Raw genomic sequence first — 13,655 nt, forward strand, 5'->3', positions numbered from 1 at the left:
CGTTCATCCTGAGCCAGGATCAAACTCTTCATCGTGTGTCTTTAATATATTTCAACTCACAATAAATAAGAAATTAATCGTCTCAAAATTCTTCTAGTCTTCAATTCTTTTATAGTTCCTATAAACTCATAGAAACTTGTATAATTTAAAAATTATACGCGCTGTCAATTCAATATGTCAATGAACTTAGAATCCTAAATCTTAAAACCTAAAATTCTAATCAAATAATTACTCTTAATAAGTAATCAATTTTCTTGGTTAGTGTAGAGGAATCGAACCTCCTATTTTAATGCTTTAACACACCTGTTAAAACCAATTACCAAATCACTACAATATACTTATGAACTCTTGCGAAATAACCTCCCTCGCAAAGCGGGTGCAAATATACAACTATTATTTTCTTTCCAGCAAAGAAAAAAAGAAAAAAATTAATCTTTTTTTAATCCTTAAAAAACAACACTAAAACTATATAAATGAACAAACGCTTTCTACTTATCTCTCCTACATAAATCCCTCTCTCAAAGCGGGTGCAAATGTACAATTATTATTCCTTCTAAAACAAATTAAAAAAATATTTTTTTTCAACCTATTCCTACAAACAAACAACAACTTTATAAAGAACTCTTTTCGCGAAAGCGGACCGCAAAGATAACACCTCTTTTTTAACTGAAAAGAAAAATAACAGCCTTTTTTGAAAAAATATGTAAATGACTGAAAAACAAATAACTCTAACCAATAGAAAACTCACCAGCACTCCTTCTTATATGTACACTAAATTTGTAAAGAAAGACGCTTTATTGTTCGATACTTTCGGCTTGAAAAGATTGTAACTCTCCTTGATCAAAAGCAACTGATATCTGAATAGGGTTACAGCAAATCTCACAGTCTTCTATATATGATGTATTTACAGAAGGATCTATTAACATAGACACTTCTTCCCAACAGTGCGGACATTGAAAAAAATGTTCAAACATACTCGTATTCTTAAAGTATAATATCTCTATACTTAAAAAGCAACATTAAGAAGTTGTCCTGTAAGTTGTAATAATTGTAGCTCTGCTAATTTTGCAGTATACTTTGCTGTATTCTTAGTGACTTGTGCATTTAACAGGTTTAATTGCGCTTGTCTAAACTCAACACTTGTGATTTGCCCAAGCTTTAAACGTTCTTGTGAACGTTTAAAATTATCTTCATTAGTTTTTACATTTTGAGTTTGAAGATCATAAATTGTCAGTGCATTTCTATAATCTCCTTTGGCATTGGCAATATCTCGTTGCACCTGCTGTTTTAGTTGTTCTTTTACCAATTCTTGACTTTCTCTAAATATCTTAGCGTTTTTAAGCGCAATTATTGATCTACCACCATCAAAAATATTCCAACGCAAGCTTGCTCCTGCCGCAAGTGAATTAGAAGTAGACGTTGTACTAGGAAAAAAGGCTGAAGCTGGATTATTGGATTGGTTCCATCCGTAACTTCCTGTCAAACCTACTGTGGGCAAGAATAATGCTCTGGCACTTTTAATCTGATAATCACTAATCACTATATCTTGTTCAGATTGAAGTAGGGTTACATTATTTTGTATTGATTGTTCTATATGACTATCAATAACTAATGCATTTACAAAAGTAATAGTAGTATCTGCCTGAAAAGTCTTTTCTAAATCTCTATTAAGCACTACATTCAAATCGCGTTGTGCATTTCTGAAATTTTGACATGCATTCAACACATTAATACTATCTGTCGTAATATCTACTTTTGCATTCAGGACTTGAAGTTTATTTACCTGTCCATAATCAAACTGATATTGTGCCCGAACAGCTCTATCTTTACTTACACGAAGCGCTTCTTCTAGTATAAGAACATTTTCTTTCAGCCTCGCCACTTCATAATATACAGAGAATAATTGCAACATGGTATTCTCTATCGTTTCTCTCGCTTGTAATTGTGTAAGATTGTATTGCTCTTTAAGTTGTTTGTAATTATAATAGCGTCCTAATCCATCAAACAGCGTATAATCTAGATTGATAGATGCATTATATCGAGTGGTCTCAGCTCCTACAATTTCGATATCTGGTCTTGGATTACCATCTTGATCTGTTGCTCCACCAAAATCTGTATTACTCGTTGTCCTATCAAAATTTGCTCCTGCATTTCCCGTAAGACTAGGCAAAAACCCAGCATTCAAGATGCTTGTATTATTTTCAGAGATAGCTACTTGATTATTTGCTAACTGAATTCCAAAGTTATTTTCAAGCATTATCGCTACTGCTTCTTCTTTAGAAAGTATTTCAGACGGGATTTCTTGTGCATACGCTTTCGCGAAAGCGGATAAAAAAATAAGCGCGCTATAAAACCATTTTATCATATAAAAACTATGCTTCTTCTTGTTCATCTTCCTGTACCTCTTCATTATTTTTAATTCTTAAAGCCAATTCTTCTATCGTCATACGCTGAATTAAATTATCAGAGCTTCCCGTGATTACAGGTACATTGCCTAGCGATAGTACAATTTCACCTCCGTTTATTTCAATAGCGACCTCTTCAGGTTTAAACTCCTTAGTTTCTAAGGTGAGATCAAAACGTTTTTTTAATCTTACAAATCCTTTTTCTGACAATAGCTCAAATCCCATATGATCTATGAGTCTTTTAAAACCTGATAGCATATTAAATCCAATGTACCCAATCACCACAACAGCTCCATCTGACAAAAAAGCCATCAAATCAAAAGGAGCATCACCTACAAAACCGAATATAATTTTAATGAACCTAACAAGTCCGAAATAACTTAGTACAACACCTAAAACAATTGCTACAATATCAAGAATAGAGGCTTTTGTCATTCTTATGATCCTTACAGTATCTTCTAATCCTGTAGACTTATATCCTAGATCTTTAAGGTATTCTAAATTTTTAATAGCTTCTGATTTTTCAGCTATTGTATTATTTAAGTCTTTTACATCTAATGCAAGCTTTCTATAAAGAATTTCATCTTTAAGTTGAATTTGCGCTTCATACGTCAATGCTTGTCTTTCTTCAAAGACGCTTAACAATTCTCGATTAGTATGTTCTTTATATAAATTCATACTAGTTATTTACTATTGTTACAAGCTCATCAGGATCTTCTTTGTGATGTTCTTCTTCTTTTAATTCTTTAACAGAACGTTCTTCTTGTTCTTTCTCTACTTTTCTACCAATACTTAATACCCCTATATTAATTTTAACCCAATTACTAAATGACAAGAATATAGGCAACATTATTAGGGTAAGAAGTGTTGCAAAACCAATACCATATGCAATAGAAATTGCCATAGGTTTCAGAAACTGTGCCTGCCTACTTGCTTCAAAAATAAGAGGCGCTAGTCCTGCTATTGTTGTAATAGATGTTAGGAATATAGCTCTAAATCTAGAACGACCTGCTTCAAAGATTGCATTATCAAATGTCATTCCTGACCTTAAATTGGTATTAAACTTTCCTATAAGTACTAAACCATCATTCACCATAATTCCAATAAGCGCTATAATGCCTAACATAGATAGAATATTAATTGGAAATCCATGAATCCAATGTCCCCAAGCTACCGCAGGTAAACTAAACGGGATCAACAACAACAGCATTAATGGTTGACTATAGCTTCTAAAAGTAAATGCTATCGTTATATATATGAGTAATAATACAGCTAAGCCAACAGGTCTTGCAGATCTTATTAATTTTCCAGCCTCTCTATTTTGACCTTCATACGATGGAGTTACTGTTGGGTATTTAGATAAGATTTCTGGCATCACTATATTCTGAATATCTGCCATTACATCTGTAGAACTTGTATTTTTAGGGTCTTTAATATCTGCAGACACTTGAATTTCTCTACGTCCATCCAAGTGATTTACGGCTACATCTCCTCGTTCTATAGTATAGGTTGCTACTTCAGATAAGGGAATACGTTCTCCTGAAGGTGCCACAATACGCATATCATCTAAATCATTGATAGAGGATCTATTGTCTCTATCATAACGTACCCAAACTCTTATCTCGTCTTGACCTCTTTGAAAACGTTGTGGTTGCACCCCAAAAAAGGCAGATCGAACTTGAGACATCACATCTCTGAGGTTTAGTCCTAATGAGTACGCATAATCATTAAGTTCTAAACGTACTTCTTTTATACCAGCAGGATCATTATCTGTTACATCTTTTAGCAACTGATTGCTTTCTAGATTTTGTTTTAGTTCTGCTTTAACTGCTTTTAATTCTGAAATATTATTCCCTAATAAAGAAACAGACACAGGGCGACCCCCAAAATTTCCTCCCGTACCATACACCAAGCTCTCTACTCCTATCACCGGGCCTACTTTTTCGCGTAAGCGATTTGTGACCAGGTCTGAAGTAATCTCATCGGGTCTTTCTTCTCCGGGAAGTAAATTGATTGTTAATGATGCAGCTGAAGCTCCTGGTCCTAGATTTTTAATAAAGTTTTCTACAAGGATTCTATCATCATCCCCAGTAAAATATTCTTTAGACAATTCATCATTAACTTCCATCGCTTTACTTTCGATTAAAGAAATAATACTATCTGTAACCTTCTCATTGGTACCATTAGGCATTGCTAATGTAATTCTAATCTGATCACTGGCTATTTGCGGAAAAAATGCCCCTCGTATAATACCAGCATCAAAACTTCCTTTTGTCAACAAAATAAATACACAGAAAAGAGCGAACATAAAGAATTTATATCTTAAGGAAAATCGAAGTATAGGACTGTATAATGTATCTCGGAGCCAACGCATAATTGCATCTCCAACTTTATTGATATAACGTAATTTTGAGAATAATCTTCCTAATCCTGATTTAGGCTTTTCTTGTTTACGTAATGCTTTAGAGTGCGCAAGGTGTGCAGGAAGAATAATCAAAGCTTCTACTAACGAGACTACCAGCGTTAAAATAACAACCACAGAAACTTCTCCAAAGAAATCACCTATTCGTCCATCTAGAAACAAGAATATTCCAAAGGCAAGTATGGTTGTAATAATTGCAGATACGATAGGTGGAATTACTTCCATGGTTCCATCTACTGCTGCTTGAATAGGAGTTTTTCCGCGCTCATAATGCTGATAGATATTTTCTGCAATTACAATACCATCGTCTACCAAAATCCCGATAACAATAATCATCCCAAATAATGATAATACATTAATGGTTACATTAAAATAGCTTGCAAACATAAACATTCCTAAAAATGCTACTGGCAATCCAAAGGCTACCCAGAAAGCAAGTCTCGTATTCAAGAAAAGGGAAAGAAAAATAAGCACCAGAATCATTCCTACTATTGCATTTTCTGTAAGTAATGCTGTACGCTGCACTAGCGTAATAGAAAGGTCTGTTACTACATTTAGCTGTACGTTATTATATTTTTGATTGAATTCTTCTACATATTCTTTTGTCTTTTCTGCAGAAGAGATAAGATCTTCTGTATTTGTACTAGTGATGGTAACATTTACCGCTAGCTCTCCATCATAGAAATTTGCATTTGGCGTTTCTGCAAAACGATCTCTTACAGTTGCCACATCTTTGAGACGTATAGTTCTTCCTGTAGCTTCTGAACGCACCACAAGGTTTGACAATTCGTTACCATAATACGAACGACTATTTGCTCTAATCAAATATTCTTCTTCCTCAGTCTTAATTGTTCCTCCAGTAGTAATAATATTTGCTCTAGCGACTGCTTGTGATATTTCATTAAATGATAAATCATAGGCTAATAGGCTATTCTCATCTACTGCTATCTCAATTTCTTCTGCGGGGTATCCAGTAACATTAATTTGAGAAATTCCATCAATACCTCTTAAATCATTTTCGACTTGCCGTCCTATCTGTTTTAATGTAGCTAAAGGAATATCTGTACCGCTTATCGCAAATGATATTGTTTGTCTGATGGCTTCTTGTTTTGCTACAACTAGCGGCTCCATACCTACAGGAAATGAAGGGACACGGTCTACTGCATTTTTAACTTCCAGCAACATAAAGTCAATGTCCTTTCCTTTCTCTATTTCTACATTAATATTACCGCTATTTTCCCTTGATGTAGAAGTTACACGCTCTACACCGTCCAATCCTTTTAGGTTATCTTCAATTTTAAGAACAATTCCCTCTTCTACCTCTAGAGGAGAAGCACCGGGGTATGTAACATTGATATTGATATTTTTTGAGCCCACTAAAGGAAAAAAAGAAGATTTCAGTGCTAATGCACCTACTACACCAAACACAAAAAAAGCAAGTACAACTATATTTACAGCTACGTGGTACTTAATAAAATACGTAATAAGTTTGCGCATAATTACTGAGGTGTTTCGGTAGTGCTTTCAGATTCTGTTTCTTTTACTGAATCTCTTTTATTATCGCCTTGGTACACCTTGACTAACATGCCAGCGTATGCTCCTGGGACAGGTTTACTCACAATCGTAGTTCCATTAGGAATACCCTTAACAACCATTGATTTTTCAGAAAAATACACAGGATTTACATCTATAAGATCCAGTATAGAATCCCTTACTACAAATAACTTATCATTAGGCTGCAAGAGCGTTCTATTTAGATTTACGGCATCTGTTTCTTCTTTTGCATTTAAGCTTGCCTCAAGATACATTCCTTCTCGTAGGTTTTTATCCCTTACTTCTATGTATGCATTAATTGTCTGAGAGGCCACATCTATATTACCATTAACTCTAGACACCGTTCCTTCATATTCTTTTTCTCCATCTAACGTAGTTAATGTTACTTTTTTTCCTATTTCCAGTAGGTCTGCGTATCGTTTACTAATGGCTACTTCAAGCTCATAAACATCGGCTTCAATGAATGTTCCTAACTTCTGCCCTTGTCTTACAAGTGTTCCTTCTGTAACGAGTGCTTCTGTTAAAATTCCAGAAAATGGTGCTGTAATTTTATATTTACCTAAACGTTGTTCTAGATTTTTTATATTGTAATATGTAGTCGTAATATTCCTACCAGTTATAAAATAGCTTTCTTTTTCTGAAGTTGCTTCAGGTAGTAGCGGTACTGATTTATTGATATCAAAATTATCGAGATAGGTTTGCCATTTTTTATAAGCATCAGGGTAATCCAAACGTAAATCTGGCATAATTGCCGTAACTTGATTATAAAAGTTACTTTTTTGCGATTGTACCGTAGCGTAATATTCTGAACTATTCAGTCTTAAAAGTGTTTGACCTTTTGAATACAACTGGCCTGGTTTAAATAACTTCCCTCCTTTTTGAAAAACTCCTTGCACTTCTGAAAAAAGTTCTAATCTCCTTTGAGCAACAAGGTTTCCATTAGCAGCTACCCGTATAGGAACAACATCGTTTTGAATTGTATCTACAAAAACTGTTTTTATTACTTTTTTGGGCTTTGGCCGTTCTTTTTGGTTACTTTCTACAATTTTTTGCGCTCCAAAATAGGCAGCAGTAATAAGGATTACTCCTAGCATTGTCATGATAACTTTTCGCATATAAAATTTGAGTTAAGTTTATTAGAGAACAGACCGTTTATCTAATTATGCAAAGCTAAAAACAGCAATATGGAGAAACGTTAAAAAACTGCTAAATTTAAATACACGATAAAAAGCTACATTACAATGTTATAGCGTCTATTTGTTCTGAGGTTTTTTCCCAATCTTCCATTAGCTGATCTAATGTTTTCTTTTTAGCTTGATAATTATCAAAAAAGTTAGGTTGCGCAACAGTAGCATCATAATTGACCTCCATCTCAACATCTATTGCTTTGATTTCGCGTTCTAATTTATTGATTTGAGATTCTATTTTACTTAACTTATTATTTAACCCTTTGAGTTTTTTCTGATCTTCGTATGATTGCTTATTGTCTTTTTTGATTTCTGTCTTTACAGGTTGATCGTCTCTTTTTTCTATTTCGCGTAAGCTTTCAACTGCACGAGCATCCAGATAATAATCTATATCTCCTAGATATTCTTTGATACGATGATCTTTAAATTCGTATACTCGATCTGTAAGGCCTTGTAAAAAATCTCTATCGTGAGATACAACAATAAGTGTCCCTTCAAAGTTTCTCAGGGCATCTTTTAATACATTCTTAGATTTTATATCAAGATGATTGGTAGGCTCATCCATTACCAATACATTAAAAGGTTGCAACATCATTTTAGCAAGTGCTAATCTGTTACGTTCTCCTCCTGAAAGCACGCGTACATATTTATCTACTTCTTCTCCTCTAAAAAGGAAAGATCCTAAAATATCACGAACTCTTGGTCTTGTTTTTTCATCGGCAGCATCTATCATAGTATCTTCCACTGTTTTGCTACCGTCTAGATATTCTGCTTGATTTTGAGCAAAATACCCTATCTGTACATTATGTCCTAATTTAAGAGTTCCATTGTGCTCTAATTCTCCTACAATAATTTTTGCTAATGTAGATTTTCCTTGACCATTCTGTCCAACAAAAGCAGTTTTAGTATCTCGCTCCACCAATAAATCAATGTTTTGCAACACCTTTTTATCCCCATAACTCTTTGCCACATGTTCTGCTTCAACAACTACTTTCCCTGGTGTCACAGACACTGGAAATTTAAGTGTCATCACACTATTATCATCTTCATCTACTTCAATGCGATCAATTTTATCGAGCTTTTTAATAAGTGATTGTGCCATTGTAGCTTTAGAAGCTTTTGCTCTAAATTTCTCAATAAGCTTTTCTGTTTGCTCAATATGTTTTTGTTGATTTTTTTGAGCTGCCAACTGTTGTTCTCTTAACTCTTTACGTAATACAAGATACTTTGAGTAGGCTTTAGGGTAATCGTATATACGACCTAATGATATCTCAATAGTGCGATTTGTCACATTATCCAAAAACATTTTGTCGTGAGATACAATAACAACAGCTCCCGTATAATTTTTAAGAAATCCTTCTAACCAGATAATAGATTCTATATCTAAATGGTTAGTAGGCTCATCCAACAGGAGAATATCATTACTTTGTAATAATAGTTTTGCCAATTCAATACGCATACGCCATCCTCCAGAAAATGTATCTGTAAGTTTATCAAAATCTTCTCTCTGAAATCCTAATCCTTGTAAAATACGTTCGGTATCTCCTTGATAATTGTACCCTCCATGTATTTCATATTGATGTTGGATCTCATTAAGGTCAATCATCAATTGATTATAACTATCACTTTCATAATCTGTACGTTCAGAAAGTTGCGTATTTATTTCTTCAAGCTGTTTTTCTAATTTTTTAATATCAGAAAATGCTTCATAAGATTCTTCTAGTACTGTACGCCCTTCTATAAAGTCAATATCTTGCTTTAGAAATCCAATCTGTATTTCTTTTTCAATAGCAATAGAGCCGGTATCATATTCTTGCTCTCCAGATATAATGCGTAACATCGTAGATTTACCAGCTCCATTTTTTCCAACAAGTCCTACACGGTCTCCGCCGTTAAGTCTATAAGTTATTTCTTCAAAAAGATATTCTCCTTGAAATGATACTGAAAGGTTATGAATATTAAGCATTTCTCAATAGATAAAAATTATGGTCTTCTCTAAAAGAAGAATGCAAAGATGCTTAAATTTGTACTGTAAATCAACATCATTATGGCATTTTTAAAAGGAACAAAAATCAATAGTATACTATTTGGCAAATGTCCTGTTTGCCAGAATGAATCTATGTATACTCAATCTAATCCCTATGTACTATCACAAACATTAGATATGAAAGAGCGTTGTTCTCACTGCAATACTAAATATAAAATTGAACCATCATTTTTTTATGGAGCCATGTATGTAAGTTATCCTGTAGGAATTATTTTTGCAGGTATCGCATTTGCTATTACCTATTTCTTTATTGGAGCCACGTTATTAAATACTTTTTTTGCAATTGTAGGCACTATGGTACTATTCCTACCTATTATTATGAGGCTTTCACGAAATATCTGGATTAACTTTTTCATGAAATATGATAGCACTAAAGATCAATTAGTCAAAGCTTAATCTGACTTCCTCTTTCCGAAGCGACTTATATTCACCTCTTTAAATAGATCTTTTCCGTTTTCTAAATGATCAAAAAGATGCATCGCTAGCATAGCAGACATCATAATACCACGTGTTCCTAAGCCATTAAAAACAACCAACTCAGAATACTCTGGATGGATTCCAAGTAAAGCTCTACGATCACCTACTGTAGGGCGGATTCCTACTTCTTGGTCTACAATTTCGTACTCACAAGAAACTAAAGAAGCTAATTTTTCAATAAGTTCTTCTCTCGCCTCTTTTGACGGCTCTGTATCTTTATCTTTCCAATTAAATGTAGCGCCTACTTTATACAAATCCCCTCCAAGAGGCACCACAAAGAAAGATGTTTTAATAGCTGCTGTTAGCTTCAAGTCTTTTGCCTTTATAATGATATATTCCCCTTTATTTCCTACTAAAGGTAATTGCTTGAAATAAGGATTCTTCTTTACACCATAACCCTCAGCAAATACAATACGTTTTGCTCTGACTTCCTTATACACTACTCCATTAGATGTAAATTCAATTGCTGAGTGTTCAAATTCCGCTTTCGCGAAAGCGTTTTTAGACTCCAAATATGCTTGATACTTTTGTTGAAGTAATTTTATATCAATCCTTCCAGTTTCTAACACTTTTCCATATGCGTATGGCGCTTCAATATACTGGTTACTATCTGGGATTAACTCCGTAGCAATAAAACGTTCCAATTCTGGTTTATCTGAAGCTGCAAACCAATTATTTTGATCTTCTATAGATGAAAAGACTTTTTGAACTGGCAATTCTTGCATACATTGCGCTTGAATCTTTTTTTCAATCTTTTTAAAATAAGGTACTGCAATATCTAATTGTTCTGTCGCCTTCCAAGGCAAAGTATATCGTTTTAAGATCACAGGATTATACAACCCTGCTGCTACGCGACTTGCACCATCTACACCACTATCAAAAACTAAGAACTCTTTATGGGCGTTTTCTAGCTGTTCACAGAAAGCTATACCTGCCAATCCTAAACCCACAATAATATAATCTACATCTCGCATAAAGCAAAGATAACATCTATACACTGAGATTACATATTTAAAAAAGGCAATAAAAAAAGCCACTTAGAATACTTCTAAATGGCTTTTGAATTTTATATTAAAATTACATTAGTAATTCCAAAGATCTTGTTCGAGATTTCGAATTGTTTCTTTAATACGAGTAGATTCTAGTAATTGCATCATCGCATTATTGTTAATATACTCCTTGACCTCTCGATCACCTTGCACATTATCTTCTTGATAAATAACACCACTAAAACGCCTACTATTCAATAAGTGATCAAAGGAAATAGGCATGGAAGTGTTCTTACGATTAAATGCTTTTGCTTTATGTAAAACTTCTCTAGCTCCTGGAAACCATACCCAAAACAATTCCAAAGGTTCTTGACCAAATTGATCTTCCGATCCAATAAAATTAATATCAGTTGATACAGGTGCAATACCCAACAAACGATATTTCAACTCACCTTGACGCTTATCAACATACCAATACCCTCTAATGTGATATGCATTGATATCTTGAGCAGTTATTGTTTTTGTTTCGATATTATAATCAGAAATAGGCAATCCTTCATTAAGCTCTCTAAATCCATCATCTGCAGTATCTGTTACTTTAAGTGCAGCAGAAATATCATCTAAGGTAATTTTATTAGTAAAATATGAATCATCATAGATTGCATCTATAGTTCCGTTCTTAATGTTTTTCATTAAGACTTGGTATAATGAACGTCTATCAGAACCTATCCCTATTGTATCAACAGGGTAATATAAAGGAAAGTTCACACGTTCATCTAGATCTACTACTTCCCATGTATTTTTAGACCAAAGAACATCTCTTTTTTCTACATATCCATATGGAAGTGGTTCGTCATTATCGTTTGCTTTCTGCTCTTCTGTTATTTCAAACATTTCGTCTGGAGTCTTTGCATTAAGGATATTTCCCTGTGCAAATACAGAAGATGTCATTATAAATGCAAACGCTATAAGAATTAAGTTCTTAAGATTCATAATTATTAATTATTAATTTGTTAACTCGATAATCACAGGAGAAACTTTTCTCAGATTATATGATGAGTTTCCTTGTATTTTAGCTTTTATGTCAAATATTTGCACAGTCGAGCCTCTTTTTGCTTTCTTAAGTGCATTTTTAGCAGCAGGGTTTAACTTATTCCCTTGTACTAATACAGTAGCAGATCCTGGCGCTTTAAACTTAAAACTATTCACTCTAAGATTAAGATCAAAATCAAAGTCTACTAATGTTGCTCCAACAGGTGCTCCACCTACTGCTTCTCTAGTCATCTTTAATGCACCACCGTCATCATTACGCATCGTTCCTGTAGGTCTCGGTATATCTTTAATACGGAATTCCTTAGAGTCTCTTGCATCAGCAGCTCCGTCTGGTAATTTTCCAACTACATTAATAGTAACCGTCTTACCTTTTCCAGGACTCATTAGATATGAACTACCTTTAACTCTTCGTAATCCATTTCCACTAGCTGAAACACTATTATCATCAACACCAGCAAAAGAGATAGTCATTGGATTTTCTACACCACGATATACTACATTCATCTTATCTGCAGCAATTGTAGCAGAATTAGGTCTGTTAATTACTGTATATTCTGAAGCAATTGGAATACTTTTTTGCTCTCCTCCTTCTGTATAAAACAATTCACCTTGAATCTTTTTTGTACCTACGTTACCTGTAGGAAGACTCAATTGAACTTGACCTGCTTTTAGATCATTCACTTCTGATCCATTTACAACAACTTTATCAAAGTTTAATGTATTATCAAAACGTCCAAGAACTACTTTTCCTGTAAATTTCTCTCCAGAAAAGAAAGCTGTTTTGTCTGGAATAACAATAGCTTGATAATTTTTAAGAGAAATCTCTTCACTTAATTGTCCTTGTAACATTGCTGAAAGCACCTCAGATTGTGTTGTCTTCACATCATTCTGGAGTCCTGACATTTTAGCAATAGATGCTATTTCTGGGAATCCAAAATAATGATAGTTTAAATAGTCAACTGTAGGACCGTCATTTGTTTTAACTCCATCTGTGTTAAACTTTTGGTTAACAGCATCAACAATATCTTTAAATTGATCTGAATCACCTAAAATTCCAACAACTCCAGTTCTAAATGCATCGATTTTATCTATAAATGCCTGTCCTTCTGGCTTCAACTTATCACCTATGAATAAAAGACCATCAAAATAATCTCCTTTATCCATTAACTCAGCATTTAACTGACCGCTTTCTAAACGTTCTTCTTCAGAAATTGCGCCTTTCTTTAAATCTTCTATGTAATTAGAAAGATCGTCAGCTAATACATTAATCTGATCTGCTTTTGCTTTTAAAGCTTGAAACTTCTCAGGTTGTTCACTTGCTTTTTCGCCAAGATTATTAAGGAACGCCATGTTTCTAGTTGAAGCAGCGCTGTTATTCTCTTCTAATCTATCGTTCATTAAGCCAAATGCTTGAAGTACTTCTTTAGACATATTCAAAGCTAGCATCGCAATGAATATTAAATACATCAAGTTAATCATTTTCTGCCTTGCAGATAATTTTCCTCCTGCCATGTCTTTATA

10 protein-coding genes are annotated in these 13,655 nt (G+C 33.9%); 1 reads left to right on the top strand and 9 read right to left on the bottom strand.

Annotation, left to right across the window (positions count from 1 at the left end; all coding sequences use genetic code 11):
• Positions 1 to 794: 794 nt before the first annotated feature.
• From Q1A01_RS21400 to Q1A01_RS21425, 6 genes are all read right to left on the bottom strand, one after another.
• The gene (locus Q1A01_RS21400; protein WP_299684959.1) at positions 795 to 974 is read right to left on the bottom strand and encodes a CPXCG motif-containing cysteine-rich protein; all 180 of its coding nucleotides are present in this window, start codon (positions 972 to 974) and stop codon (positions 795 to 797) included.
• Between the two features lie 32 nt (positions 975 to 1,006).
• Positions 1,007 to 2,365, bottom strand: coding sequence for a TolC family protein (locus Q1A01_RS21405; protein WP_299684961.1), 1,359 nt, complete (start codon positions 2,363 to 2,365; stop codon positions 1,007 to 1,009).
• Between the two features lie 7 nt (positions 2,366 to 2,372).
• Positions 2,373 to 3,083: a hypothetical protein gene (locus Q1A01_RS21410; protein ID WP_299684963.1), complete on the bottom strand. Its 711-nt coding sequence runs from the start codon at positions 3,081 to 3,083 to the stop codon at positions 2,373 to 2,375.
• A gap of 1 nt (position 3,084) precedes the next feature.
• A complete protein-coding gene (locus Q1A01_RS21415; protein WP_299684965.1) occupies positions 3,085 to 6,324 on the bottom strand; it encodes an efflux RND transporter permease subunit in 3,240 nt (1,079 codons plus the stop codon).
• A gap of 2 nt (positions 6,325 to 6,326) precedes the next feature.
• Positions 6,327 to 7,496: an HlyD family efflux transporter periplasmic adaptor subunit gene (locus Q1A01_RS21420; protein ID WP_299684967.1), complete on the bottom strand. Its 1,170-nt coding sequence runs from the start codon at positions 7,494 to 7,496 to the stop codon at positions 6,327 to 6,329.
• Positions 7,497 to 7,617: 121 nt separating this feature from the next.
• The gene (locus Q1A01_RS21425; RefSeq protein ID WP_299684969.1) at positions 7,618 to 9,534 is read right to left on the bottom strand and encodes an ABC-F family ATP-binding cassette domain-containing protein; all 1,917 of its coding nucleotides are present in this window, start codon (positions 9,532 to 9,534) and stop codon (positions 7,618 to 7,620) included.
• A gap of 81 nt (positions 9,535 to 9,615) precedes the next feature.
• Here Q1A01_RS21425 and Q1A01_RS21430 point away from each other — a divergent pair, with 81 nt between their 5' ends.
• On the top strand, positions 9,616 to 10,011 hold the full coding sequence (locus Q1A01_RS21430) for a DUF983 domain-containing protein (RefSeq protein ID WP_299684971.1): 396 nt from the start codon (positions 9,616 to 9,618) through the stop codon (positions 10,009 to 10,011).
• On the opposite strand, the gene Q1A01_RS21435 is transcribed toward Q1A01_RS21430, so the two are convergent.
• The 3 genes from Q1A01_RS21435 to gldM form a co-directional block, all read right to left on the bottom strand.
• Positions 10,008 to 11,066 (bottom strand): FAD-dependent oxidoreductase, encoded by a 1,059-nt coding sequence (locus Q1A01_RS21435; protein WP_299684973.1) that lies wholly within the window; start codon positions 11,064 to 11,066, stop codon positions 10,008 to 10,010. The genes Q1A01_RS21430 and Q1A01_RS21435 overlap by 4 nt on opposite strands.
• A 108-nt stretch (positions 11,067 to 11,174) precedes the next feature.
• Positions 11,175 to 12,074, bottom strand: a complete 900-nt coding sequence (gene gldN, locus Q1A01_RS21440) for a gliding motility protein GldN (RefSeq protein WP_299684975.1) — start codon at positions 12,072 to 12,074, stop codon at positions 11,175 to 11,177.
• A 12-nt stretch (positions 12,075 to 12,086) separates the two neighbouring features.
• A complete protein-coding gene (gene gldM, locus Q1A01_RS21445; protein WP_299684977.1) occupies positions 12,087 to 13,646 on the bottom strand; it encodes a gliding motility protein GldM in 1,560 nt (519 codons plus the stop codon).
• Positions 13,647 to 13,655 lie beyond the last annotated feature (9 nt).

This window comes from uncultured Dokdonia sp. (assembly GCF_947492815.1).
Taxonomy (GTDB): Bacteria; Bacteroidota; Bacteroidia; order Flavobacteriales; family Flavobacteriaceae; genus Dokdonia.

Coding starts and splice junctions, on each gene's coding strand:
- Q1A01_RS21410 (WP_299684963.1), bottom strand. CDS start 3,083: ATGAATTTATATAAAGAACATACTAATCGAGAATTGTTAAGCGTCTTT.
- Q1A01_RS21400 (WP_299684959.1), bottom strand. CDS start 974: ATGTTTGAACATTTTTTTCAATGTCCGCACTGTTGGGAAGAAGTGTCT.
- Q1A01_RS21435 (WP_299684973.1), bottom strand. CDS start 11,066: ATGCGAGATGTAGATTATATTATTGTGGGTTTAGGATTGGCAGGTATA.
- gldM (WP_299684977.1), bottom strand. CDS start 13,646: ATGGCAGGAGGAAAATTATCTGCAAGGCAGAAAATGATTAACTTGATG.
- Q1A01_RS21405 (WP_299684961.1), bottom strand. CDS start 2,365: ATGATAAAATGGTTTTATAGCGCGCTTATTTTTTTATCCGCTTTCGCG.
- Q1A01_RS21430 (WP_299684971.1), top strand. CDS start 9,616: ATGGCATTTTTAAAAGGAACAAAAATCAATAGTATACTATTTGGCAAA.
- Q1A01_RS21420 (WP_299684967.1), bottom strand. CDS start 7,496: ATGCGAAAAGTTATCATGACAATGCTAGGAGTAATCCTTATTACTGCT.
- Q1A01_RS21415 (WP_299684965.1), bottom strand. CDS start 6,324: ATGCGCAAACTTATTACGTATTTTATTAAGTACCACGTAGCTGTAAAT.
- Q1A01_RS21425 (WP_299684969.1), bottom strand. CDS start 9,534: ATGCTTAATATTCATAACCTTTCAGTATCATTTCAAGGAGAATATCTT.
- gldN (WP_299684975.1), bottom strand. CDS start 12,074: ATGAATCTTAAGAACTTAATTCTTATAGCGTTTGCATTTATAATGACA.